At 67.1% G+C, this 23,980-nt stretch carries 20 protein-coding genes (1 of these 20 only partly in view); 13 read left to right on the top strand and 7 right to left on the bottom strand.

The features are described from left to right. Positions 1-67: 67 nt before the first annotated feature. Complete coding sequence (locus AC3B6A_RS17520) at positions 68-715, top strand: TRAP transporter small permease (RefSeq protein ID WP_488398478.1); 648 nt, start codon at positions 68-70, stop codon at positions 713-715. Beyond that, the gene (gene dctM, locus AC3B6A_RS17515) at positions 712-1,995 is read left to right on the top strand and encodes a C4-dicarboxylate TRAP transporter large permease protein DctM (protein WP_488398477.1); all 1,284 of its coding nucleotides are present in this window, start codon (positions 712-714) and stop codon (positions 1,993-1,995) included. The genes AC3B6A_RS17520 and dctM overlap by 4 nt, the downstream gene beginning before the upstream one ends. Before the next feature lie 210 nt (positions 1,996-2,205). Here the strand turns inward: dctM and AC3B6A_RS17510 are convergent, their stop codons facing one another. Genes AC3B6A_RS17510 through AC3B6A_RS17495 form a run of 4 tightly spaced genes read right to left on the bottom strand, consistent with a single transcriptional unit; the run spans position 2,206 to position 4,565 of the window. Next, on the bottom strand, positions 2,206-2,667 hold the full coding sequence (locus tag AC3B6A_RS17510) for a DoxX family protein (RefSeq protein WP_488398476.1): 462 nt from the start codon (positions 2,665-2,667) through the stop codon (positions 2,206-2,208). Between the two features lie 11 nt (positions 2,668-2,678). After that, complete coding sequence (locus AC3B6A_RS17505; protein ID WP_488398475.1) at positions 2,679-3,434, bottom strand: HvfC/BufC family peptide modification chaperone; 756 nt, start codon at positions 3,432-3,434, stop codon at positions 2,679-2,681. Then, entirely contained in the window at positions 3,431-4,264 is an 834-nt protein-coding gene (gene bufB / locus AC3B6A_RS17500; protein WP_488398474.1) for an MNIO family bufferin maturase, read from the bottom strand. The genes AC3B6A_RS17505 and bufB overlap by 4 nt, the downstream gene beginning before the upstream one ends. A 16-nt stretch (positions 4,265-4,280) precedes the next feature. Next, a complete protein-coding gene (locus tag AC3B6A_RS17495) occupies positions 4,281-4,565 on the bottom strand; it encodes a BufA1 family periplasmic bufferin-type metallophore (protein WP_488398473.1) in 285 nt (94 codons plus the stop codon). A gap of 221 nt (positions 4,566-4,786) precedes the next feature. Between AC3B6A_RS17495 and AC3B6A_RS17490 the strand changes: the two genes are divergently transcribed. Beyond that, the gene (locus tag AC3B6A_RS17490; RefSeq protein WP_488398472.1) at positions 4,787-5,374 is read left to right on the top strand and encodes a sigma-70 family RNA polymerase sigma factor; all 588 of its coding nucleotides are present in this window, start codon (positions 4,787-4,789) and stop codon (positions 5,372-5,374) included. Next, positions 5,361-6,002, top strand: a complete 642-nt coding sequence (locus AC3B6A_RS17485) for a DUF1109 domain-containing protein (protein WP_488398471.1) — start codon at positions 5,361-5,363, stop codon at positions 6,000-6,002. Before AC3B6A_RS17490 ends, AC3B6A_RS17485 begins: the two co-directional genes overlap by 14 nt. Positions 6,003-6,191: 189 nt before the next feature. On the opposite strand, the gene AC3B6A_RS17480 is transcribed toward AC3B6A_RS17485, so the two are convergent. Both AC3B6A_RS17480 and AC3B6A_RS17475 read right to left on the bottom strand, forming a co-directional pair. Further along, on the bottom strand, positions 6,192-10,520 hold the full coding sequence (locus AC3B6A_RS17480; RefSeq protein WP_488398470.1) for an ATP-binding protein: 4,329 nt from the start codon (positions 10,518-10,520) through the stop codon (positions 6,192-6,194). 388 nt (positions 10,521-10,908) lie between these two features. After that, positions 10,909-11,952, bottom strand: a complete 1,044-nt coding sequence (locus AC3B6A_RS17475) for a fimbrial protein (protein ID WP_488398469.1) — start codon at positions 11,950-11,952, stop codon at positions 10,909-10,911. Positions 11,953-12,373: 421 nt separating this feature from the next. Between AC3B6A_RS17475 and AC3B6A_RS17470 the strand changes: the two genes are divergently transcribed. The 6 genes from AC3B6A_RS17470 (at position 12,374) to AC3B6A_RS17445 (ending at position 19,414) form a co-directional block, all read left to right on the top strand. After that, entirely contained in the window at positions 12,374-12,964 is a 591-nt protein-coding gene (locus AC3B6A_RS17470; protein ID WP_488398468.1) for a fimbrial protein, read from the top strand. Between the two features lie 67 nt (positions 12,965-13,031). Further along, on the top strand, positions 13,032-13,748 hold the full coding sequence (locus AC3B6A_RS17465; protein ID WP_488398467.1) for a fimbrial biogenesis chaperone: 717 nt from the start codon (positions 13,032-13,034) through the stop codon (positions 13,746-13,748). Between the two features lie 136 nt (positions 13,749-13,884). Beyond that, positions 13,885-16,374: a fimbria/pilus outer membrane usher protein gene (locus AC3B6A_RS17460; RefSeq protein ID WP_488398466.1), complete on the top strand. Its 2,490-nt coding sequence runs from the start codon at positions 13,885-13,887 to the stop codon at positions 16,372-16,374. A gap of 227 nt (positions 16,375-16,601) precedes the next feature. After that, positions 16,602-17,231, top strand: a complete 630-nt coding sequence (locus tag AC3B6A_RS17455; RefSeq protein ID WP_488398464.1) for a response regulator — start codon at positions 16,602-16,604, stop codon at positions 17,229-17,231. A 167-nt stretch (positions 17,232-17,398) separates the two neighbouring features. Further along, on the top strand, positions 17,399-18,268 hold the full coding sequence (locus tag AC3B6A_RS17450) for an EAL domain-containing protein (protein WP_488398463.1): 870 nt from the start codon (positions 17,399-17,401) through the stop codon (positions 18,266-18,268). Between the two features lie 225 nt (positions 18,269-18,493). After that, on the top strand, positions 18,494-19,414 hold the full coding sequence (locus AC3B6A_RS17445) for a LysR family transcriptional regulator (protein WP_488398462.1): 921 nt from the start codon (positions 18,494-18,496) through the stop codon (positions 19,412-19,414). A 34-nt stretch (positions 19,415-19,448) separates the two neighbouring features. Here AC3B6A_RS17445 and AC3B6A_RS17440 read toward each other — a convergent pair whose 3' ends face one another. After that, a complete protein-coding gene (locus tag AC3B6A_RS17440; RefSeq protein ID WP_488398461.1) occupies positions 19,449-20,753 on the bottom strand; it encodes an MFS transporter in 1,305 nt (434 codons plus the stop codon). A 312-nt stretch (positions 20,754-21,065) separates the two neighbouring features. Between AC3B6A_RS17440 and AC3B6A_RS17435 the strand changes: the two genes are divergently transcribed. The 3 genes in view from AC3B6A_RS17435 to AC3B6A_RS17425 are tightly spaced (at most 57 nt apart) and all read left to right on the top strand, a layout consistent with a single transcriptional unit that may run on beyond the window. Further along, the gene (locus AC3B6A_RS17435; RefSeq protein ID WP_488398460.1) at positions 21,066-22,229 is read left to right on the top strand and encodes an iron-containing alcohol dehydrogenase; all 1,164 of its coding nucleotides are present in this window, start codon (positions 21,066-21,068) and stop codon (positions 22,227-22,229) included. A 57-nt stretch (positions 22,230-22,286) separates the two neighbouring features. Then, the gene (locus AC3B6A_RS17430) at positions 22,287-22,601 is read left to right on the top strand and encodes an NIPSNAP family protein (protein ID WP_488398459.1); all 315 of its coding nucleotides are present in this window, start codon (positions 22,287-22,289) and stop codon (positions 22,599-22,601) included. A 30-nt stretch (positions 22,602-22,631) separates the two neighbouring features. Next, positions 22,632-23,980, top strand: the 5' portion of a protein-coding gene (locus AC3B6A_RS17425; RefSeq protein ID WP_488398458.1) for an aldehyde dehydrogenase (NADP(+)). It continues 226 nt past the right edge of the window; only the first 1,349 of its 1,575 coding nucleotides appear in the window; it begins with the start codon at positions 22,632-22,634; its stop codon lies beyond the right edge, outside the window.

Raw genomic sequence — 23,980 nt, 5'->3', positions numbered from 1 at the left:
TCGTCCGAGGGGGCGGTTTTCCGCCCCCTCGGCCCCACGACGTTTCTGCCATCGGGAGATGCCATCCATGAATGCCCTGCGGCGCATCTGGGACCACTTCGAGGAAGGCTTCATCGCCTTCCTCCTGGCGGCCATGACGCTGGTGACCTTCGTCTACGTCGTCCTCAACAACCTCTACACCCTGTTCTACAACCTGGCCGATCGCTGGACGGCCGCTAGCGACACGCTGTTTGCCATTGGTGACGCCATCCTTGCCATGGCCCAGGCCATGACCTGGAGCAACGCCCTGACCAGGGCGCTGTTCGCCTGGCTGATCTTCTTCGGCCTGGCCTATGGCGTGCGTACCGCCGGACACATCGGCGTCGACGCACTGGTCAAGCTGGCTCCGCGTCACATCCAGCGGATCATCGGGGGCGTCGCCTGTCTCTGTAGCCTGGGCTACGCCGGCCTCATGGCGGTGGCGAGCTTCGAATGGGTGCAGACCCTCTTCACAGCGGCCATCGGTGCCGAAGACCTGGGCCACTTCGGCGTGCAGCAGTGGCATATAGGCCTGATCCTGCCGCTCGGCTTCACCCTGGTGTTCATCCGCTTCGCCGAGATCCTCGTGCGCATCATCAAGGGCCGGCAGACCGGCCTGGGCCTCGCGGACGAAGCTGCCGAGGTGCTGAAACTCACCGAGCATGATGACAATCCGCACAAGGAAGACGCGAAATGACCGTCCTGTTCCTCTTCTTCCTGCTGTTCCTGCTGATGTTCATCGGCGTGCCCATCGCCATCTCCCTGGGCCTGGCCGGTTCCATGACCATCATCCTGTTCAGCCCGGACTCGGTGCGCTCCCTGGCGATCAAGCTGTTCGAGACCTCCGAGCACTACACCTTGCTGGCGATCCCGTTCTTCCTGCTGGCGGGCGCCTTCATGACAACCGGGGGCGTGGCACGTCGCCTGATCGACTTTGCCAACGCCTGCGTCGGGCATATCCGTGGCGGCCTGGCGATCGCCGCCGTGCTGGCCTGCATGCTCTTCGCAGCGCTGTCCGGCTCCAGCCCGGCCACGGTTGCCGCCGTCGGCTCGATTGCCATCGCCGGCATGGTGCGCTCCGGTTACCCGCAGGCTTTCGGCGCCGGCATCGTTTGCAATGCCGGCACCCTGGGCATCCTGATCCCGCCGTCCATCGTGATGGTCGTCTACGCGGCCGCAACCGAAACCTCGGTGGGTAAACTGTTCATGGCTGGCGTAGTGCCGGGGACCCTGCTCGGCGTGGTGTTGATGGTGGCGATCTACGCGATCGCGGTGAAAAAGAACCTGCCCTCTCTGCCCCGGGCCACCTTCGGCGAATGGCTTACCGCCGGGCGCAAGGCCATCTGGGGTCTGCTGCTGATGCTGATCATCCTCGGCGGCATCTACTCCGGCATGTTTACCCCCACCGAAGCCGCCGCGGTGGCGGCGGTGTACTCGGCCTTCATCGCCCTGTTCGTCTACCGGGACATGAAGTTGAGCGAAGCACCCAAGGTGCTGCTGGAGTCCGGCAAGCTGTCGATCATGCTGATGTTCATCATCGCCAACGCCATGCTTTTCGCCCATGTGCTGACCACCGAACAGCTGCCGCAACAGATCACCGCCTGGGTGATCGACGCCGGCCTGACCCCGGTGACCTTCCTGCTGGTGGTGAACATTGTGCTGCTGATCGCCGGGGCCTTCATGGAACCCTCGGCGATCATCCTGATCCTGGCGCCGATCCTCTTCCCCATCGCCATGAAGCTGGGCATCGATCCCATCCATCTCGGCATCATCATGGTGGTCAACCTGGAGATAGGGCTGGTGACCCCGCCAGTGGGGCTCAACCTGTTCGTCACGTCCGCGGTGACCGGCATGCCGCTGACGTCGACCATCCGCGCGGCCATGCCCTGGCTGATGGTCCTGCTGGCCTTCCTCATCCTGGTCACGTACGTGCCCTGGATATCCCTGGTCCTGCCCGACTGGTTGGGCATGAGCTGATCCCCTGCGCATTTCTCCTGATGCGTTCCAGCCCGGCCCTGCGCCGGGCTTTTGGGGGCCCAGTTGTTCCGCTGAATGGCGCCTGCCAGACAGGAAAGGGCGCCTCGATTCGAAGCGTGTCCGCATAGCCGGGCAGTTCCGCGATCCGTGCCGCGCTCAGGACCGGGTTCTCCACATGGATGCGCGCGGCTACCGGACTGCGCGCAGCCCTCAGCCAATCCGTAGCAGGCGGTCCAGCGACCAGGCGCCGGCGCCCCGGCCGATCAGCAGCAGGAGCAGGCCGGCCCATGACAGATGAGTGGGCCAGGCGTCCGGGTAGACGAAGACCTCGATCACCGTGGTCATGCCCAGCAGCGCCAGCGCCGACAGGCGGGTGAACAGGCCGAGCACCAGCAGGAGCGGGAACAGGTGTTCGGCGTAGGTCGCCAGGTGCGCCGCGAGGTAGGGCGGGATCAGCGGCAGCGCGTATTCGGTCTGGAACAGGTCGTAGGTGCTCGGGGTGATGCTCAGCAGGCCCTCGACCTTGGTCCGCCCGGACATGAAGAACACCGAGGCGATCCCGAGCCGTGCCACCAGGTACAGGAAGGCGTCGCCAAGGCAACGCTGCAGGCCGTTGGCCAGGTGGTTCCAGAACCGGCGGGGGGAGGAGGGGGATGGATGCGCAATGTCCATGGCAGGCTCCTTCAATCGAGGCAGAAGGGACGGAAGACACCGGCATGCAGCAGACGGCCGAGCAGGTCGGTGAAGTCGAGATCGGGCTGAGCCTGCAGCGCCAGCGCCGAGGCCTGGTCCAGGGTGTGGCCGGCGACGCAGGCATCGAGGAAGACGCAGCCGCCTTTCTCCAGCGGCAGCCCGACGACCCCCTCGGGGCCGGCGACCAGCAGCGCGCCCTCGCCGATCCACGGCAGTTCCTCCGGCCAGTCCAGGCCTTCGCGGCTGCAATGCCAGAGGCTGTACACCGGCTGCGTCTCGAACCAGCGCCAGCGCACCGCGCGACATGGCCGCAGATTGAGCCCGCCGAGATCGCTGGCGGTCATGCCCAGCAAGGAGGTCAGTTCCAGGCTCGGCTCGGCGGGGGCGCAGAAGACTTCCAGCCAGTCGCGATCCAGCCGCGCCACGTCGGCCAGGTACGGCAGTTCGCGCGCGCTTTCCAGGTCGGCGAGAAAGGCCGGAAACGCCGCGCCGTAGCGCGCCAGGCGTGCATCGGTCGGCGGCGAACGCCAGGCGTATTCGGCCGCGGCGGCGCGCATCCACGGCGTGCCGACCAGCCGCTCGACGCTGGGGTAGTTGTCGCAGAGGGCATCGACGCAGCCCTTGAGCACCGTGTTGCGGTAGACGGCGAAGGCCGCCTGCGCAGTCAGCGCGTCCAGCTCGGGGGCGGGGCGCTGGTAGAGGGCGTCGATGAAGGCGTCCTGGAACTGGCCGAGGGAGAGTTTCATGGCTGTCCTCCCGCAAGATTCAAGGTGGCCTGGGCGATCTCGCGCTCGGCCAGCAGTTCGCCGAACGCCGGGATGCGGTCGTCCCGCTCGATCAGCGTCGGCCGAGGCCCGATGCGCTGGATCAGGCGCTGGTAGAGCGCCCAGACCGGTTCCGCGATGGCCGCGTCGTGGGAGTCGATCAGCAGCTCGCCGGCTTCGTCGTGGCTGTGCCCGGCCAGGTGAACCTCGGCGATGGCCTCGGCAGGCACCCGCTCCAGGTAGGCGGCGGCGCTGAAGCCGAGGTTGTGGGCGCTGACGTGGACGTTGTTGACGTCCAGCAGCAGTGCGCAGCCGCTGCGGCGCACCAGCTCGGCGAGGAAGTCGATCTCGTCCCAGTCGTGGCCGTCCAGGCGCAGGTAGTGGCTCGGGTTCTCTATGGCGATGCGCCGGCCCAGGGCGTCCTGGGTGCGCTGGATATTGTCGGCGATGCGCGCCAGCGCCTCGTCGGTGCGCGGGAAGGGCAGCAGGTCCGGGTGGTACTGGCCGCGCCAGGCGGACCAGGCCAGGTGCTCGGAGACCAGCGCCGGTTCGACCAGGTCCGCCAGCGCACGCAGGCGTTGCAGGTGTTCCGCATCGGGCGGGGCGTCCGCCGCCAGCGACAGCGAGACGCCGTGCAGCGACAGCGGATGGCGCCCGGCCATCCGCTCCAGCCAGGCGCGGCGAGGGCCGCCGACCATGTAGTTCTCCGGATGGACCTCGAACCACAGGCCCTCGGCGTCGCACGCCCAGGCCTCGGCGTAATGCTCGGCCTTCAGCCCCAGCCCGGCGCCCATTCGGTTGTACGCAGACATGGCCGGCGCCTCCCTGTCAGGACTTCATCGGGGTCAGCGAACCCATGCCGTTGGGCGTCTTGATCTTGGTGCAGGTGCCGGCCGGGACGTTCTTCCAGTGCATGCCGTCGTAGTCCTTCTTGGCGCTGCCCGCGCAGGTGGTGCCGGCGCCGGCCTTGCAGTCGTTCTTGCCGGCCATGGCCACGCCGTAGCACTTCTCCATGGCAGCGCCGCCGGCCGGAGTCTTCGTGTCATCCGCCAGGGCAGCGCCCGCCAGGGCGGCGAGGGCAAGGGCGGCGGTGGCGAGGGTGAGGCTTTTCATGATGTCGTCTCCACAAGGGTTGGAAGGCCGCGGCGATCTGCCGGGCTCGTGGAGTAATTCGTGCGCCGGATGGAGGCGGTTACAGGCCGCTGAAAATTTTTTTGAGCTTTCCCACTCGCCCCCGCTAACGTAATTACGCGCAGTCGTTTTTCACGCAGCCCCGCTGCAACGAGGGCGAGCCGGAACAGAAATTTTCCTCACGGATGTAACCCAGGCGGCCGATGCAACGAACTACCCGAGAGGACGCGTTGAACGCGCGCGAAGCGCAGTTGCAGGCCCTGCTGCTGCGCGGCATGGCGGGTGACGCGGCGGCCTATCGCGAATTCCTCGCGGCCCTGGCGATCCACCTGCGCGGCTTCCTGCGGCGCCGCCTGGAACGGCGCCCCGACGAAGTCGAGGACCTGCTGCAGGAAGTCCTGCTGGCGGTCCACAACGCCCGCCACACCTACCGCGCCGACCAGCCGCTGACCGCCTGGGTGCAGGCCATTGCCCGCTACAAGCTGGCCGACCACTTCCGCGCCTTCGCCCGCCGCGATGCGCTGCACGATCCGCTGGACGACGACGGCGACCTGTTCGCCGAGGGCGACGAGGAGCCCGCGCAGGCCCGCCGCGACCTGGGCAGGCTGCTGCAGCGCCTGCCCGAGCGCCAGCGCCTGCCGATCGTCCACGTGAAGCTGGAGGGACTGTCGGTGGAGGAGACCGCGCGTCTCACCGGGCTGTCCAGTTCGGCGGTCAAGGTTGGCATCCACCGTGGCCTGAAGGCGCTGGCCGGGATGATTCGAGGTAAGCGAAACGATGAACACCGATGAACTGATCAGCCTGCTCGCCAGCGGCGAAGGCCCCGTGGAGCGCCATGCCCTGGCGCGCCGCCTGGGCCTTGCCCTGCTCGGTGGCGCCCTTGGCGCGCTGCTGCTGACGGCGACGCTGTACGGCGTGCGCGCCGACCTCGCCGAGGTGGCACGCACGCCGCTGTTCTGGGCCAAGGTCGCGCTGCCCGGCAGCCTGGCCTTGCTCGCCCTCTGGCTCAACCAGCGCCTGGCTCGGCCGGGCGTACGCGGCGGCGCCGCCTGGACGCTGCTCGGCCTGCCCCTGCTGCTGGTCTGGCTGGGCGCGGCCATCACCCTTGCCGGCGCAGCGCCGGAGGCCCGCGCCGACCTGATCCTTGGCCGCACCTGGCGCACCTGCGCGCTGAACATCGGCCTGCTCTCGGTGCCAGCCTTCCTCGCCGTGTTCTGGGCCCTGCGCGGCCTTGCCCCCACCCACCTGCGCCAGGCCGGCGCTGCCGGCGGCCTGCTCGCCGGCGCCACTGCCACCCTTGCCTATTGCCTGCACTGCCCGGAAATGGGCGTGCCGTTCTGGGGCGTCTGGTACCTGCTGGGCATGCTCCTGCCGACCCTGCTCGGCGCGGCCCTCGGCCCGCGCCTGTTGCGCTGGTAGCGCGTCTCGGAGCCTGCGCCGGGGCGATTCAGGATGGTCGGAGTCAGCCCCGTATTTCTGGCTGAATTCAGGGGCCGTTTGACTGTTGAAAATGGCGTGCCTGTGCAACTCACCCGACGCCATCGACTGGCCGCCAGCAGCGAGAGGCAATCCGTCCTTCACTCGCCTGGAGGACAACCCAAGGCATTGTCAGCGCGGCTCTTGAAGCGCCTCGCTGGTGCGCCGCAGCGTCCTCGCCAGCTCGCGCACTTGAGCGATGAAGGCTGTCGTGCCCGCGTGATCGATATCGCCGCTCCCCTCGTGCAGCGATTGCTCCAGCTGGCGCGCGGCGGAGATCAGCGGTTCCGCGCTGACCATCGCCACGGCCCCGCCGATGCGATGGATGAGCCGGGCCATTGCCTCGCCGTCCGCGCTTTCCAGCGCGGCTTCGAGCCTGTCCGCGTCCTCGCTGGCGGTGCTGGCCAGAATGTCGATCACGCGGGCCACGTTGTCTTGGGAGCCGTAGGTTTCGCGCAGCATCTCCAGGTCGAGCGGGCACGCGGCCGCGCCGGCGGCGGGCAGCCAGCGCCGTAGCGCCTCGCGCAGGGCGTTCAGCCGGAGCGGCTTGGTCAGGTAGTCGTCCATGCCGGCCTGCAGGCAGACCTCCCGCTGCTCGTGCAGCGCGCCCGCCGTGAGGGCGATGATGGGCAGGTGGCGGTCGCCGCCCTGTTCCATTTCGCGAATGCGGCGGCTGAGGCTGTAGCCATCCAGGCGCGGCATGTGGCAGTCGGTGATCACCAGGGCGTAGTCGGTTTGGGCCAAGGCCTGGATGGCCTCGACGCCATCGTTGACCACGTCGCAGGCGTAGCCGAGCTGATGGAGCTGGCGCCCGATGAGGTCGCGGTTGGCCGGGTGGTCTTCGGCTACCAGGATCAGTTGACCCACGCGCAGGGCGTCTTCACGCGAGAGCGGCATGGCCTGGGTGGCTGTCGGATGTGCCGTGGCGAGCGGAGCACTGGCCACCTGCAGTACGTTCAGGGCGGCGTGGGTCACGATGGACAAGGTTTCCCACGACAGCGGGGAGAGGCTCAGCCGCGCAGGCTGGGAACCCAGGTCCGCCCCCGCTGGCAATACCGCCTCGCCCAGTGCCACGACGGCACAGGAGAGATCGAGCCCCTCGGGCGGCAATGCCGATTCGTCGGCAAACAGCATATCGGCGCCGCTGTCGCGCACGCCGGCGGCGGACAGCCCGTCCGGCTCGACGCACTGCACGGTCAGGCCGAGCACCTGCAGATAACTGGCGAGGCTTCGGGCATCGTCGTCGCAGCGGGTGGCGACCAGCGCGCGCCGCCCCAGCAGCGCCGGCAGCGGGTCGTGGCGCCGCTCCACGCCGAGGGTGACCGTCAGACTGATTTCGGTGCCCTGGCCCGGCTCGCTGCGCAGCGCCAGCGAGCCGCCCATCAGTTGCGCCAGTCGCTGGCAGATCGCCAGGCCCAGGCCGGTGCCGCCGAACCGGCGGGTGGTCGACGACTCCGCCTGATGGAACGGATGGAACAGGCGCTGCTGCTGTTCCGGCGAGATGCCGATGCCGGTATCGCTGACGCTCAGGCGCACCCGCTGCGCATCGGGCGCGTCATCGAGCACCTCGATGCGGACGCCGATGGACCCGCGCTCGGTGAACTTGATCGCGTTGTTCAGCAGGTTGAGCAGAATCTGCCGCAGCCTCAGCGCATCGCCATACAGGCGCGTGGCCAGCGCCGCATCCACCTGCACGCGCAGGCACAGGCCTTTCTGTTGCGCCTGCCGGGCCACGATGCAGAGCACCTTGTCGGCCTGCACGCGCAGGTCCATCGGCATGCGTTCGATGGACAGCCGGCCGGCCTCGATCTTGGAGAAATCCAGAATGTCGTCGATCACCTGCAGCAGCACTTCCGCCGAGCTTTCCACCGTGCCCAGCATGTGCCGCTGCTCGCCGGACAGCGGCGTTCCCTCCAGCAATTCCAGCATGCCGAGCACGCTGGCCATCGGCGTGCGGATTTCGTGGCTCATCGTGGCCAGGAAGTCGGCCTTGGCCTGCGCCGCGTCCTCGGCGGTTTCCTTGGCGTCGGCCAGGGCCTGGGCCTGGGCGCGCTCGACGGTGACATTCTTCCAGTAGCCGCTCACGACGATAGCGCCATCGGCCTTGCGCCGCGGCATGCCGGAGCGGCAGCGCATCCAGCGCTCCTCGCCGTCCCTCTGCACACGCAGCTCGACGTGGAACGGCCCCTTCGCCTCGTGCAGTTGCGCCTTGGCCTGTTTCAGCGCCTGCCGGCCCGGCTCGTCGAGCATTCCGGCCAGGCGTCGCTGGTCCTCGTCGTTGAATTCCCGCGACAGCCCGATGGCCTTCATGTCGGCCCCTTCGCCGGCCACATAGGTGAAATGCGTCGCGCCGTCGGCGCTCAGCTCGGCCTGGAAGACCGTGAGCGGCAGCGACTCGGTGATGTCCAGCAGGCGCTGCTCGGAGGCGTGCGCCCGGGCTTCCGAGGCGCGGATATCGGTGATGTCGACCAGGGTGATCACCACGCCGCCGGGCGAACCGTCCGCGAGCTGGAAGGGCTTGAGCCAGTAGCGGCCGTCACGCACGCGGCCCTGGCCGTCGTGGTACTGCAAGTCCAGCTGGAAGCTGCGACCGGTTGCCAGGGCTTCCCGGCTCATCGTTTCGAAGCGCTCGGTCAGCAGCGGCGCATAGAGGTCCGCCTCGCGCGTGGTCCGCCCGAGCAGGCGCTCGCGCGGAATGTCCATGGTCGCCTCGTAGGCTTCGTTGATGGCGATGTAGCGTTGCTGGCTGTCCTTGGCCACCAGCGGATAGGGCACGGTCTCCATCAGCGCGCGCTGGAAGCTGAGCTGGTCATCCAGCCGCTTCTCGACCTGCCGCCGCCGCAGGACTTCCTGGCGCGTGCGCAGATGGGCCCAGAGCAGCGCCGCGATTCCCAGCAGGATGGCGGCCGCGATCGGCGCCAGCCGCTGGGCCACCGTGCGCCAGCTCACGCCGTAGCTGTAATGCACCGGGTTCCAGGTGTTGCGGATCAGCTCCTGGCGTTGCGAGGGCATGTTCGCCAGCGCGCGGTTGATCAGCGGCACCAGCGGGGCGTAGCGCAGGCTGACGCCGATCGCCAGGTCCTCGCTGTAGCCGGTCGGCGCGGTGACCTTCAGGATGCCCGGAAAGCGCTCCCTGATCTGCCGGTCCACCGCCGCGATGTTGCCGATGAACGCATCCACCTCGCCGTTGGCGACCTTCTCCATGCCATCGGCAATGTCGTCGACGTCGGTGAGCCTCGCCTCCGGTACCTGCTGCAGAATCTCCTGCGTCGGCTCGGATGCCAGCATCGCGGCGATCCTGGCCCGCGACAGGCTTTGCAGGTTGGTGACATTTTCCGCGCCCTGGCGGGTCACGATCACGATGGGCAGGCTCAGGTACGGGCGGCTGAAGGCCAGGTAGTTCGCGCGCTCGGGCGACGGCGTCACCAGCGTGACGAGGTCCACGTCGCCGCCCCTGGCGCTGTCCAGCATCTGCCTGAGCAACGGCTGGCGCACCCGCTCCACCTGCAGGCCGAGTTGCTCGGTGACGTAGTTGAAATAGTCCTCGCCCAATCCGCTGGGCTGGCCGAGCCGGCCGAGGAAGGAGAACGGCGGATAGCTTTCGCCGCTGACCACGCGCAGCGGTGGCAGGGTCTTCAACCACGCGCGTTCGCTGTCGGACAGCGCCAGGCCGGTGTCCAGCTGCGGCAGGGGCGGGTACTTCTGCAGCCATTGCGCGCGGATTTCGCTCTGCGTCTCGGCCGGGACATCCGCGAGCGCCTTGTCGATGGCGCTCGCCAGCAGGGGGCGGTTGCGGGAAATGCCAAAGCTGATCGGCGAGATGGACAGGGCCGCCGGCCCCACCACCTGGATGTTCGCGGCACCGTTGCGGCCCAGGTAGCTGCTCAGGATATAGGGATTGATCGCGAGGGCGTCGACCTGGCCGGTTTCCAGCCTGCGCAGCGCCGTGGCGATGTCCGCCACCGGCACGGTGTCTATCTCCGGCATCTGCTCCTGCAGGGCCAGGGCGACGGGCGTGTGGACCACGGCGGCAACGCGCCGGTGGCGCAGGTCGTCCGGGTAGCGGATGCGCCGGTCGCCCTTGCGCGTGGCGATCACCGGCGTCACCTCCAGGTAAGGCTTGCTGTAGAGCAGGCTCTCGCGATCGGCCAGGTCGGCCATGACCGTCGGCATCACGTCCACCTCGCCGCGCACGGTCGCGTTCCACAGCATCTGCCGGTCGGGGTACACCTTCACCGTGGTGCGCACCCCCAGGCGTTGCGCCACCTCCCGCCAATAGGCCGCCGCCAGCCCCTCCTGCACCTTGTCGGGCTGGACGCCGAACGGCAGGGGGGCATCGCGGAAGGTACCCACCAGCACGTTGGGGTGCGCGCGCAGCCAGGCCCGCTCATCGGGACTGAGCGCCGTCGTCGCGAACGCCGGCCAGGACACCAGCAGCAGGAGCCAGGCAAGTCGTTGCAACAGGACGCCCCACGGCCGTCGCGTCGCGAGCCGGTGCCTGGGAGGGAGGGATTCAATGCCGGTGCATCGGGAGGATGCGTCAAAGCGGATGATCGATTCGGGTCTTGCACACATAGCGGAAGTCATCGCGACCATGCTAGCGGGGGATATTTCTGTCGGCTTGATCGAACGCAAGGCCACCGGCAGCGGGACGCGCTGGCCGGGTCACCGGCTGACGAATGGTAGCGGGCCACCGGCAGGAGCGCGGTGGGATGCGCTCATGGCCGATCGACCGGGCCCGTTGGCGAGGGCGGCCCCGATCGATCCCGCAGGTGTTGCTGTTCCATGCCGTGAAGCCGGCGCCTTTCCCGGGGGAGGGCGCTCGCCCAGTCTGTCCCGGGGGCATGGTTTATTGATAGGACAGGGTCACCGATACCCCGGCTACCAACTTGCCAGGCGTAAGCGGTTCGCTGGTACGCAGGTAGCGAACCGCCAGCTCCTTGCGGATCTGCCCGCCGTCCTTGCTCATCACCCCCAGGTCCCGTTGGTTCGTGTTGCCGACCGCCGCCGAGTCGGGACCGAAGCTGACCAGGGCACCATTCTCCAGCACCTGGAGGGCAACGCCTTTGACCGTCGAGTCGCGCGACAAGCCGAGCGTGGATGTTGTGTTTTTAGGATCAGATATGTCCGTCAGGGTATATCGGACATTTGAATCAACCGAGCCCGGCCCACAATTCAGGGTTATCCGAAACGGAGTTTCCCCGGCGGTTGTTCCCGCGGTCCTGATCTTGCTGGCATCGATCCGCTGCAACGGCACGGACGGCGGCACGTTCAATTGGCAGGACGGGAATGCAACGTCTAAAGAGGTTGGCGAAGTCGTGATCTTGCCGAACCCGAAGTACCCCTCGGCATAATGGGCTCCTGTTTGCATCACCTGCATGCTGGGTATGATGATCTGGCCCGCTTTGGGAGGCTCTGTAGTTAAGAATCTGAGCCTGACTTTAATGCTGGCGTTGACTCCCGACCAGTTGCCTGACTGCGTTCTTATCTCGGTAGCGGTATCCCCGGTCCCGAGGGGCGTGAAGGGTTTGAATTCACTTGCGTTCATCTCCGCCGCCTCCATTATGATGCCTATGCCCTTCGTGCCAGCGATGGAGAAAATGCCATATACCTTGCCCTCGAAGTTATAACTTCTTGAGGTTGCATTTATTGAGGCGTGGAAGTTGTTCACAAAAGTAAAGGCGGAACTTGAACTGGTGTTGGTGCAGTACACTGCCTGAGGCCCGGATAGCGTATGCCAAGTTTGGGAGAGCATCCTGGGCTGGGCACTGTTCAGCGGCGGATCATATTTCAATGGGGGAATGGATAGGTTGAAATCCTTGAACGAGCAAGTTGGAGCAGCAAAAACAGGGCCGCCCAAAGCCAATAAAAGCAATAAAATAAACTTCTTCATTTCTCTCTGTCTCGGGTTGCGAGCGTTATCGGCAATCATCGAGTAGGCCAGCGATTCCCCAAGGCTAGGATAGGAACTTCCTTGGATACTGGCGGGAAGTTTCTCAAGGTCCCTTTGGGGTGCGCCTGATAGGGAGCTGAAATGCGGGTATACGCCTAACGCAAGTAACCGAAGCCCCATTCTGCGAAAAACGCTTGTTCAGCTCCGTACTCCATCGAGCGAAGGATTGGACTCCAAATCACCCCGGCTACTCAACCGCTGGAAACCGGGTTTTATCGCTGGGAGATAAATCCTTGCGCACCGTCAGATTTATCTGACAACTCATTGGGATTGTGCTGCTCCCATATAAAAGTCCAAAAACAGCACAATTCGCCGCGCTTCTGAAAAGAGGCATAAATCAACTTCGTATAAGGCGAATACCATGTGCAACAAGATGCATAAGTTCCTCATCGCAGCGGCTGCCGGGCTGATGGCAAGTACGGCCATGGCGGCTGACGGCAAGATCGAATTCACCGGCGAGATCACTGCCGCCTCGTGCAAGATCAACGGCGGCGCCGACGCCAGCAAGGGCGATACGGTCATCAACGTCAATCTGGGCAAAGTCAGCATGGACTCGTTGGGAGGCGCGACCGCCACTTCCGGCAACATTGCTGCAGCCGGCGAGGCGATCACGCTGAACCTCGATTGCTCCGCCGCGGCAGGCCTGAATCAGGTCAAGGTGGCCTTCGATCCGGGCAGTGGCACGGGCCTGGACCTTAAGAATCAAAACCTGCTGAAGACCACCGGCGCGGCCAAGGGCGTGGGCATCGGCATCTTCAAGGCCGATGGCACGCTGCTGAACCTGGGGGCCGGCGAGACGTTCGACGCCGCACTGACCCCTGGCACCGCCAGCGGCGGCAGCACGCCGTACACGGCCAACCTTTCGGTGCGCGCCGCCTACGTGTCGAACGGCGACACGCTCGTGGCCGGTGACGCCAACGGCACCCTGCCGTTCACGCTCACCTACGAGTAACCCCTCTCGGGACGGGAGGGCTGCTCGCCCTTCCGTTGTCGCCGCCACCCAACGAACCCAATCGCCTATGAAACGCTTCCCTTTTGCCGGGCTGGTCCTGGCCGGATCGATGCTGTTGTCCTCGGCCGCCGCGTTCGCCGGCATCACCCTCGATGCCACCCGCGTGGTACTGGCCGCGCCGGCCAAGGAGGCGTCCATCCTGGTCCGCAACCGCGCGCCGGCCGATGTGATGATCCAGTCGTGGATCGACAGCAACGAAGAAAAGGCCGACGTGCCGTTCGCCATCACGCCCGCGCTGAGCCGCCTGGGCGGCGAAAAGCAGCAGACGCTGCGCATCCTCTACTACGGGCAGGGCCTGCCCACCGACCGCGAATCCGTGTTCTGGCTCAACGTGCAGGAAATCCCGCAGAAGGCCGAGGGCGAGAACACGCTGCAGTTGGCCGTGCGCCAGCGCATCAAGCTGTTCTTCCGGCCCGCCGGGCTGCCCGGCACGTCCGGGGAGGCGCCAGCGCAGCTGCGCTGGCGGCTGGTCCCGCACGAGGGCAGGGCGCAGCTGGAAGTCAGCAATCCGAGCGCCTTCCACGTGTCGCTGGTCTCGGCCCGGGTGCAGAGCGGCGGCCGGGACTATGCCGCCACCACCGGCATGGTCCCGCCGGCCGCCACGCGCCGCTTCGAGGTGAAGGACCTGCCGGGCAGCGCCGCCGCGGCTGGTGTCCGGGTCCACTTCGAATCGATCAACGACTACGGCGCCGTCGAGCCGCGCGACGGCACCACTGGCAACTGATGCGGCTGGGTTGACCCTCCGTTCCCGTTAACCCGTCACCCCCGTCGTCCCGGCCACTCCACCTCTTCCGAGGCGGGATGGGTTCGTGCGCCTGCGCTTTGGCAGGCCGGGAGGTGATTCAGCCAGCGAAGAAGGTATGACCATCACCATCAGGATCACCGCGCCGACCGGCGTGGTCTGTCTGGCGCTGCTCGGGCCGGCACTGCCCACGTCCGCGCAGGCCATGCAGTTCAACGAGGATTTCCTGCGCAAGGGCGAGGGGCCGGTGGAACTGCATTACTTCGAGCAGGGCGGCTCCGTGCAGCCGGGTAGCTACGATGTCGATGTCTACCTGAACCAGTCGCTGTTCAAGCGCCAGACCGTGGTGTTCGGCCCGGACGCCAAGGGCGCGGTGTCGCCGGTCATTCCGCTCGGGCTGTTGCGCGCCATCGGCGTCAATATCGCGCGGCTGGAGAAGGAAGGGCGCCTCCCGGCGGGAACCGACGACGCCACGCCGGTGGACCTGTCCACGCTGGTGAGCGGCGCGTCGGTGGAGTTCGAGGCCAATACGCTGTCCCTGTACCTCAGCATGCCGCAGGCCTACGTCTCGCGGACCTCGCGCGGCTATGTGGACCCGACGCTGTGGGACGACGGCGTGTCGGCGCTCTACACCGATTACCAGGCCAACTACAGCCGCAACGACGGCCACGGCGACAACAGCGAGTACCACTTCCTCGGCCTGCGCAACGGTTTCAACATCGGCGGCTGGCGCTTTCGCAACGACTCGACGCTGACCGGCAGCACCGGCACCGGCAGCCATTTCAGCAGCAATCGCAGCTACGTGGAGCGCAACTTCACCGGCCTGCGCAGCAAGGCGGCGCTGGGCGAACTGTTCACCTCGGGCGAGATCTTCGAGAGCACGCCGTTCCGCGGTGTGCAGATCGGCACCGACCTGGGCATGTTGCCGGACAGCGAGGTCGGCTTCGCGCCGATCATCCGCGGCATCGCCGAGACCAACGCCGTGGTCGAGGTGCGGCAGAACGGCTACATCATCTATTCGACGTCGGTGTCGCCCGGCGCGTTCGAGATCACCGACATCTACCCGAGCGGTTCCAACGGCGACCTGGACGTCCGCATCACCGAGGCGGACGGGCGCGTGCGCCAGTTCTCCCAGCCGTATTCCTACCTGCCGGTGATGGTCCGGCGCGGCAGCCTGCGCTACACCCTCGAAGGCGGCCGGTATCGCGGCTATGGCGGCGCGGAGCCGGACTTGCTGCAGGGCACGCTGGTGTATGGCCTGTCCGACAACTTCACCGGCTACGGCGGCGTTCTCGCCGCGCAGGATTACACGGCGACCAACCTGGGCGTCGGCATGAACACGCCGCTGGGCGGGCTGTCGCTGGACGTCACGCAAAGCCAGTCGAACGCGCGGGGCAGCACGACGCGGGGGCAGAGCACGCGCCTGCTGTATTCGAAGACGCTCTACCCGACCAACACCACCTTCACCATGGTCGGCTACCGCTACTCCACGGACGGCTACCGCACGCTCGCGCAGCACGTGGACGACCTGGACCGCATCGACGGTTTCGACAACTACCCGCTGCAGAAGAACCGCCTGGACGTGAACATCAACCAGCCCCTGTCGCGCGGTTCGATGTTCCTCAGCCTGGGCGACACCACCTACTGGGGCCGGGACGGCAACAGCCGGCGGGTGCAGGTCGGCTACAGCGGCAGCTACCGGGACATGAGCTACAGCCTCTCGGTGTCGCACACCGGGGAGACGGGCCCCTACGAGCGCACGGACCGGCAGGTCAGCCTGTCGCTGAGCATTCCGCTGGGCAAGGCCGGCAGTTCGCATCGCGCCTACGCCAACGCGGTTTCGTCGTCGCAGGGCGAGTTCACCGTGCAGAGCGGCGTCTCGGGCTACCTGAACGACAGCAATACGGTGAACTACGGCATCCAGGCGGGGCATAGCCGCAACGGCGGCGACTCCGGCGGCGTCAGCCTCGGCTGGGACACGCCCGATGCCCGGCTGACCGGCAACTACAACCAGGACCGCGTGGGCCGGCATCTGGACCTGGGCGCCTCCGGTTCGGCGGTGCTGCATGGCGGCGGCGTGACGCTGGGCCAGCCGCTCGGGGAGACCTTCGCGGTGGTCGAGGTGCCCTCGGTGCCCGATGTGTCGCTGGACGGCTCGCGGACGATCCGCACCGACCGGCGCGGCTATGCCGTGGTACCCTACCTGCAGCCTTACCGCCAGAACTGGCTGAACGTCGATCCATCGAGCATCGGCACCAGCACGGAAATCGCGGAAAGCTCCAGGATGGTGGTCCCCACCCGCGGGGCCGTGGTGAAGGCCCGCTTCGAGGCCGAATCCGGGCGGCGCGTACAGTTCGAGCTGAGCCAGGTCCAGGGCGGCAAGGTGCCGTTCGGCGCGCAGGCCTACGACGCGCAGGGCAAGCTGATCGGCATGGTGGACAACCAGTCCCGCCTGCTGGTGTTCGGCATCAAGGAGCAGGGCCGCATCGATGTCCGCTGGGGCAACGATGACTGCACGGTCAGCTACCAACTGCAGCCGCCGGACAAGGCGCTGGCCTACGAGCGCCAGGCCGTGAGCTGCCTGCGGGGTGCGGCCGATGCGAGGTAATCGAGAGCCTGCACGCCAATCTCGATATCGGGAGGTGCGACGCGACGGCCGCCAGGCGTCGAGCACACTCGCCGAGCATGCACCGTCCTTTGACGGGCCCGGGTTCCGCCCGAGCGCGGGATATCTGTCCACGATGTGCGAAGACTCGCCGGCAGGAGACGGGGCGCCGGTCGCCGGTGCGTCGTCCGCCGGCGGCGGTTAGCACGAGCCATACAGGAAAGAAACACATGAGCCGAATCATCATCGTCGACGATCATCCATTGGTGCGCCTCGGCGTGCGTCTGATGCTCGAAAAAGAGGGGCACAGCATCGTCGCCGAATGCGACACCGGCACCGCCTGCATCCAGGCGGTGCGCGAGCAGCAGCCCGACCTGCTGATCCTCGACCTTGGCATCCCCAGGCTCGATGGCTTCGCGGTGATCACCCACCTGAAGTCCGCCGGACAAAACGTCAGGATTCTCGTGCTGACATCGAGCGACTCGGGCAATTTCGGCATGCGCTGCCTGCAGGCCGGCGTGGCCGGTTTCGTCTGCAAGGACGGCAACCTGAGCGAACTGGTCAGCGCGGTGCGCGCCATTCTCTCGGGCTACACCTATTTTCCGGAAAGCGCGCTGCTTTCGCTGCGTGAGGGCGGCGCCCAGGCCAACGAGGAAAGGGCGCTGCTGGCACGCCTGACCGACCGCGAGATTTCCGTGCTGCGCCTGCTCGCCCGTGGCCTGGGCAACCAGGAGATCGCCGCGTACCTGCTGATCAGCCACAAGACGGTGAGCACCTATCGCGTGCGGCTGATGCACAAGCTCAACGCGCCGAGCCTCGTTGCGCTGGCGGAGTTCGCCAAGCGCAACAACATTGCCTGAGGCCGGGCCTGGCCGGCAGTCGCTCGACTGCCGATCAAGCCCTGTCGTTCACTGGCCTGCTGGAAAATCAGATTCTTCTGATCGAAATGACAGAGCCGTCTCATGGGAGGGAGACGCCGGGCTCCCGATCATGTCGTCCCGTCATCTGCCTTGGACACACCCTCCCCGTGAAACACACCAGTCGCGCCGACTTCGACATCGGCATGGCGCAGAGCCCGGCGCTGCAAACCCCTGCGTTAACGATCAGCGAAATCTGCTACGGCATCGCCACCGATGCGTTCCGCGCTTACTACCAACCCAAGATCGACCTGCGCGACGGCTGCATCTGCGGGGCCGAAGTCCTGGCGCGCTGGGAGCACCCGCGACTGGGCCTGCTGACGCCCGCCAGCTTCCTGCCCTTGATGGAGACCTACCACCACGCCGACGCGCTGTTTGCCCGGCTGTTCGCGCGGATGTTCGAGCAGGGCCTCGCGCTGCAGCAGGACCTGCTGCGCCGGGGGCTGCCGATCAACCTGGCGTTCAATGTCCAGCCCGGCCAACTCGCCGGCGCCGCCTTCGTCGACGATATCCTCGGCGGGTTGGCGAAGGCCGGTCTGCCCGCTTCGGGACTCACCTTCGAGGTCGTCGAGAGCGGCCACAACTGCACGCCCGCGCAGCAGGACCACCTCCTGGCGAACATGGAGCGGCTGCGGCGCATAGGCTGCGGCCTGGCCATGGATGACCTGGGCCAGGGCCATTCCTCGCTGGCCCGGCTGTGCCAGTTTCCATTCAGCCAGTTGAAGCTGGACGCCGCCTTCGTCCGCACGCTCGACCAGGGCGGCAGCAGCCGCGCCGTGGTGCGCGCGATGTTGTCGCTGGCGCGCGAGCTCGATCTGGACATCGTTGCCGAGGGCGTGGAAACGGATGCGCAGCGCCGGCGCCTGATCGACATGGGCTGCGAGATCGGCCAGGGCTTCGGGCTGGCGCCACCGCTGTCGCGCGCGGGGCTGGTGATGCGCCTGCGTCGAAGCGGCACGGGCGCCTCGTTCGCCGGCTGACCATTCCCAGGCCCCGCGGAGGCTGCGACTCATCCGGCTGGGGCATCGCCGGCAAGGAGCCCGGCGCGCCGGAGTGCAATCGAGCGGCCCGCTCAGCCGTCTGATCACATCGCCGTTCGCCGCCCGATTGTTGGCGGCAGGACAAGGGTTATTTGATCTGTCGTCAACAGTCGGGAGTGAAGGCGGATCGTATAGTGGCCGGCAACATCACCGGTCGAGCTCAGCATGATTCCTTCCCTGGACAGCATTTTCTCCCGCCTGCGTTTGCGCCAGTTGCGTCTGCTCATCGAGCTGGATCGCTGCGGCTCGCTGCACAAGGCCGCAGAGGCCATGGCCATCTCCCAGCCCGGCGCGACCAAGGTGTTGCGCGAGGTCGAGGAGATCATCGGCGTGCCGTTGTTCGTGCGCCAGCCCAGCGGCCTGGTGGCCAATGATGCCGGGCGCTGCGTGGTGCGCTACGCGCGGTTGATCCACAGCGACCTGGGCCATTTGCGCGACGAGGTGCTGGGGATCGTGCAGGGGCAGGGCGGACGCCTGGCGGTGGGCAGCATCATGGGTGCCATGCCGATGCTGGTGGGGGCACTGGGGCGGCTGCGGGGCAAGCAGGCGCAGCTGGCGGTGGAGATCGCCGAGAACACCAGCGCCAACCTGCTGGCGCAACTGGACGAGGGGCGCCTGGACCTGGCGATCTGCCGCCCGGGCGTGGGGCGCAACGCGTCGGACTATGCCTTCCTGGAGCTGGCCCAGGAGCCGCTGGCGGTGGTGGCCCATCCGCAGCATCCGCTGGCCGCCGCGCAGGCGTTGGAAGTGGGAGACCTGAGCCGCTACCGGTGGATCGTCTACCCGGCCAACATGCCCATGCGCCAGGCCCTGGAGCGCGAGTTGAGCGAGGCGGGGGTGGAGGTGCCGCGCTACCCGCTGGAGACCTCGTCCACCTTCGCCACCTTCATGCTGCTGGAGGAAGACCCGACCCTGGTGGCGGTGATTCCCAGCGCCGTGGCGGCCTTCGCCGAGCAGCGCGGTCTGCTGGTGTCGCTGGCGGTACGCCTGCGGGCATTGAGCGAGCCGTTCGGGGTGGTGCACCGGATCGCTTCGCCGTTGTCCCATGCCGCGCAGTTGCTGGTGGACGAGTTGGTCGCCGGATAGGTGCAACGGGGCTGCGCGGCAGCCCCGGGTTCACTCAGAACTGCCGCTCGCGGTAATCGATCAGGCTGGAGAACAGCGCGATCAACAACGCTGCGACAACGAAGAAGATCAGCGCGAAGAAGTACTCGCCGGTGAACTGCACGATCAGGCCAATGATGATCGGCACCAGTACTCCCGCCATGTTGCCGCAGAAGTTCATGGTCCCGCCCAGCATGCCGGTACGCGACGGGCCGCCGATGATCGCCGGCAGGCACCAGTACATGCCGCACCAGCGGATGAAGAACATCGCCACGCACAGCAGGGTGATCACCGGGCCGGTGCTGGCGACGAAGGCGGCGGCGAGGATGCACGCCGCGGCGACCAGCGCCGAACCGCTGAACATCACGCGCATCACCAGGTTCGGCGAGGCGCCGCTGCTGCGCCACCTGTCACCGATCCAGCCGCCGACCATCTCGCCGATGAAGCCGCACATGAAGATCACGAAGGTCGCCCAGCCCATGGCCGAGATGTCCAGGCCGTGGGCCTTGTGCAGGTAGCTGGGCATCCAGGTCAGCAGGCCGTAGAACACCGCGAGGATGCAGCTGTAGCCGGCGAACATGGCGAAGATCGAGCGGTCCTTGAGCAGCACGCGCAGGGGGATGCTGGCCTTGGCGACAGCCGCGTGGGCACTGGCGTTGCCTTCGGTGATGTGTTGCAGCTCGGCGTCGTTGACGCCCGGGTGATCGCTGGGATGGTTGCGGATGTACTTCCAGGCCAGGATGCCGACCAGGATGGTGCCCACCCCGGCGATCACGAAGGCCAGGCGCCAGGACCCGAACCAGGCGATCAGCCCGGAGATCAGGATCGCGCCCAGGGCGCTGCCCAGCGGTGCGCCGCCGTCCACCAGCACCGCGCCGCGGCCGCGCTCGTTGGGAGTGAGCCAGGAGCCGTTGAGCTTGGCGCCGGCGGGCATGATCGGCGACTCGGCCACACCCAGGCCGATGCGTGTGAGCATCAGCACCACCCAGTGGTGCGAGGCCGCTCCCAGGGCCTGGAAGGCGCCCCAGGCGACGGTCGCGGCACCGATGATGCCGCGGGTATGGAAACGGTCCAGCAACAGGCCGCCGGGAATCTGCATCAGCGCATACGACCAGAAGAAGGCGCTGAGCATCAGCCCCTCCAGGGCCGGCGTCAGGTTGAACTCCGGCGCGATCAGCGGCAGGGCCACCGACAGCGAGGCGCGGTCGATGTAGTTGATCGTGGTGAGCAGCAGCAGGATCAGGAAGATGCGCCAGCGCACCGTGGTCATGGGCGCGTCGGCGTCCAGCGCCAGGGCCGCCGGGGAGGAGGTCGTGTTCATCGGGGTGCTCGTTCTTGTGATTATCGGAAGATGCGCTGGCCGAACCCTGCGGCTGCGGGCTTGCCCGCTGCCACCATCGTCTGTGCGGCCTGTGTGCGCTCCGATTGTTGGAGCCCCGGGCTGGCGGCAGGTAATGAAAAGAGCTGATCCAGGGATAACCCTGGCTTATCGATAAGCAGCCGTTATTGCGGGATCAGCTCTTTTCATTATCCGGCGTTCGTCTGCCACCTCAGGATTGCCCAGGCACGGCCCGCCGCGACTCACGGCGGGTTCAACAAGAACAAGGCGGCTCCACGTGCCTGAGGACCTTCCATGAGCAACTTCCAGTTCCATTTCCCCACCCTCACCCAATGCGGTGAGGGCCTTGCCAACCAGGCCGGTGCGCTGCTCAAGCCGCATATCCAGGGCGCGCTGCTGGTGGTTACCGACCAGGGCCTGATCGATGCCGGCATCCTGGGCGGCTTTTTCGCCTCCCTGGAGCAGGCGGGTATCGACTACCACCTGTTCTCGGCGGTGGAAGCCAACCCCAGCACCGACGTCCTCGATGCCGCCCTGGGCCTGCTGCGCGAGCGCGATTGCAGGGCGGTGATCGGCGTGGGCGGCGGCAGCAGCATCGACACCGCCAAGGGCGTGGCGGCGATGGCCACCAACCCGGGCAGCATTCTCGACTACGAGGGTTACGACCGGCTGGTCAACCCGCCGCTGCCGATCTTCGCCATCCCGACCACCGCCGGCACCGGCAGCGAGTGCACCGCCTCGACGGTGTTCACCAACAAGCAGACGCTGTTCAAGACAGTCATCATCAGTCCGCAACTGTTCCCGCGCCTGGCCATCCTCGACCCGGCGCTGACCCTGAAACTGCCGGCTGCGATCACCGCCGCCACCGGCATGGATGCGCTGACCCACGCCATCGAGTCCTACGTCTCGCGCCAGGCCAACCCGATCAGCCAGGCCATGGCCCTGCAGGCGATCCGCTTGATCGCCGGCAGCCTGGAGACGTGCTACTTCGTCGGCACCGACATGGCCGCCCGCGAGCAGATGCTGCTGGGTTCGTTCCTCGCCGGGGTGGCGTTCTCCCAGTCCAAGCTGGGCAACGTGCACGCCATCTCCCACACCTTCGGTGGCGTCTTCAACATCCCCCACGGCATCGCCAACGCCGCGCTGCTGCCCTATGTCATCAAGTTCAACGTGCCGGCCTGCCCGGAGCGCTTCCGTGACATCGCCATCGCCCTGGGCGCCGACGTCACCGGCCTGAGCCTGGAGCAGGCCGCGGCCCGCACGGTGGACCGGGTGGTGGCGCTGAACCGCGCCATCGGCATCCCCGCCACCATCCGCGAACTGGGCGTGGACCTGGAGTTCCTGCCGCAGATGGTCAGCGACTCCATGCGCAGCGGCAACGTGCTGGTCAACCCGCGCCTGACCACCGCCCGCGATGTCGAGCGACTGATCACCGACGCCTACCACGGCAACCTCTGAATCCCGTCACCCACCGCGCGCCCGGCGGCGGGCGCGCCTGCCTAGGAAGTCCCGTCCATGTTCTATGAAATGCGCACCTACACCCTGCACATCGGCAAGATGAAGGAATACCTGGAGCACTTCGAGCAAGAAGGCCTGCCGGTGATCTCGCGCTACGCCACCCTGGTCGGCTGGTGGTACACCGAGATCGGCGAACTCAACCAGGTGGTGCACATCTGGGCCTATGAAAGCCTGGATGACCGCATCCGCCGCCGCGCCGCGCTCTACCAGGACCCCGACTGGCTCGAACGCTTCATCCCCAAGGCCTTCCCCATGCTGATCCGCATGGAGTCCAAGCTGCTGATGCCGGCGGCGTTCTCGCCGATCAAGTGATCCCGGTTTTTTCTTGCGAGCGAATTTTCCATGTCAGACGGATACAACTACATCGGCGGGCGCCGCAGTGGCCTGGGCACTGTGCTGCTGAGCAGCATCGATGCGCACAGCGGCGAGCGCCTGCCCGGCTTCTTCCACCAGGCCACCGAGGAGGAGGTGGATGCGGCGGCCCAGGCCGCGGCCACGGCCTACCCGGTCTACCGCGCCCTGGCGCCGGAGCGCAGGGCGGGCTTCCTCGACGCCATCGCCGACGAACTGGACACACTGGGGAGCGACTTCATCGCTCTGGTCGGACGCGAGACCGCCTTGCCGGCGCCGCGTATCAATGGCGAGCGCGGGCGCACCAGCGGGCAGTTGCGGCTGTTCGCCCAGGTGCTGCGCCGGGGCGATTTCCTCGCTGCGCGCATCGACCGCGCCTTGCCCCAGCGCCAGCCGCTGCCGCGCCCGGACCTGCGCCAGTGCCGCCTGGGCGTGGGGCCGGTGGCGGTGTTCGGGGCCAGTAATTTCCCGCTGGCATTCTCCACCGCCGGCGGCGACACCGCGGCCGCGCTCGCCGCGGGCTGCCCGGTGGTGGTCAAGGCCCACAGCGGGCACATGGCCACGGCCCAACAGGTGGCCGATATCATCGAGCGCGCGGCCCGTCGCACGCAGATGCCGGCCGGGGTGTTCAACATGATCTTCGGCAGTGGCGTCGGCGATCGCCTGGTGCGCCACCCGGCGATCCAGGCGGTGGGCTTCACCGGTTCGCTCAAGGGCGGCCGGGCCCTGTGCGACCTGGCGGCGGCGCGTCCTCAGCCGATCCCGGTGTTTGCCGAGATGAGCAGCATCAACCCGGTGCTGCTCCTGCCCGAGGCACTGCGCCGACGTGGCGAGGCCATCGCCCGCGAACTGAGCGCGTCGGTGGTGCAGGGGGCAGGGCAGTTCTGCACCAACCCCGGCCTGGTGATCGGCCTGCGTTCGCCTGCGTTCAGCGCTTTCGTCGAGGCCTTGCGCCAGCAACTGGACGACCAGCCTGCGCAGACCATGCTCAATCGTGGCACCCTGGCCAGCTATGCGGCAGGGTTGCACGCACTGGAGGCGCACCCGCACGTGCAGCGCCTGAGCGCCGCCAGCCATGATGGCCCGCAGGCGTCGGCGCAGTTGTTCAAGGCCGATGTGCGCCTGTTGCTGGAAGGGGGCGAGCTGCTGCAGGAAGAGGTTTTCGGCCCGGCCACCGTGGTGGTCGAAGTGGCGGACCGTGACGAGCTGCATCGGGCCCTGGCCGGGTTGCGCGGGCAACTGACCGCCACCTTGATCGGGGAGCCTTCGGAGCTCGCCGAGGCGGGCGACTTGCTGGCCCTGCTGGAGGAGAAGGTCGGGCGGGTGCTGGTCAACGGTTA

Source organism: Pseudomonas sp. B12(2026), from assembly GCF_057767015.1.
The sequence above is the reverse complement of the archived record's forward strand: the minus strand, read 5'-3'. Positions and strand labels throughout refer to the sequence as shown.

Bases quoted from the DNA above. Each gene is read 5' to 3' on its own strand.
- AC3B6A_RS17520 (WP_488398478.1), top strand. From the start codon at position 68: ATGAATGCCCTGCGGCGCATCTGGGACCACTTCGAGGAAGGCTTCATC.
- dctM (WP_488398477.1), top strand. From the start codon at position 712: ATGACCGTCCTGTTCCTCTTCTTCCTGCTGTTCCTGCTGATGTTCATC.
- AC3B6A_RS17510 (WP_488398476.1), bottom strand. From the start codon at position 2,667: ATGGACATTGCGCATCCATCCCCCTCCTCCCCCCGCCGGTTCTGGAAC.
- AC3B6A_RS17505 (WP_488398475.1), bottom strand. From the start codon at position 3,434: ATGAAACTCTCCCTCGGCCAGTTCCAGGACGCCTTCATCGACGCCCTC.
- bufB (WP_488398474.1), bottom strand. From the start codon at position 4,264: ATGTCTGCGTACAACCGAATGGGCGCCGGGCTGGGGCTGAAGGCCGAG.
- AC3B6A_RS17495 (WP_488398473.1), bottom strand. From the start codon at position 4,565: ATGAAAAGCCTCACCCTCGCCACCGCCGCCCTTGCCCTCGCCGCCCTG.
- AC3B6A_RS17490 (WP_488398472.1), top strand. From the start codon at position 4,787: ATGCAACGAACTACCCGAGAGGACGCGTTGAACGCGCGCGAAGCGCAG.
- AC3B6A_RS17485 (WP_488398471.1), top strand. From the start codon at position 5,361: ATGAACACCGATGAACTGATCAGCCTGCTCGCCAGCGGCGAAGGCCCC.
- AC3B6A_RS17475 (WP_488398469.1), bottom strand. From the start codon at position 11,952: ATGAAGAAGTTTATTTTATTGCTTTTATTGGCTTTGGGCGGCCCTGTT.
- AC3B6A_RS17470 (WP_488398468.1), top strand. From the start codon at position 12,374: ATGTGCAACAAGATGCATAAGTTCCTCATCGCAGCGGCTGCCGGGCTG.
- AC3B6A_RS17465 (WP_488398467.1), top strand. From the start codon at position 13,032: ATGAAACGCTTCCCTTTTGCCGGGCTGGTCCTGGCCGGATCGATGCTG.
- AC3B6A_RS17460 (WP_488398466.1), top strand. From the start codon at position 13,885: ATGACCATCACCATCAGGATCACCGCGCCGACCGGCGTGGTCTGTCTG.
- AC3B6A_RS17455 (WP_488398464.1), top strand. From the start codon at position 16,602: ATGAGCCGAATCATCATCGTCGACGATCATCCATTGGTGCGCCTCGGC.
- AC3B6A_RS17445 (WP_488398462.1), top strand. From the start codon at position 18,494: ATGATTCCTTCCCTGGACAGCATTTTCTCCCGCCTGCGTTTGCGCCAG.
- AC3B6A_RS17440 (WP_488398461.1), bottom strand. From the start codon at position 20,753: ATGAACACGACCTCCTCCCCGGCGGCCCTGGCGCTGGACGCCGACGCG.
- AC3B6A_RS17435 (WP_488398460.1), top strand. From the start codon at position 21,066: ATGAGCAACTTCCAGTTCCATTTCCCCACCCTCACCCAATGCGGTGAG.
- AC3B6A_RS17430 (WP_488398459.1), top strand. From the start codon at position 22,287: ATGTTCTATGAAATGCGCACCTACACCCTGCACATCGGCAAGATGAAG.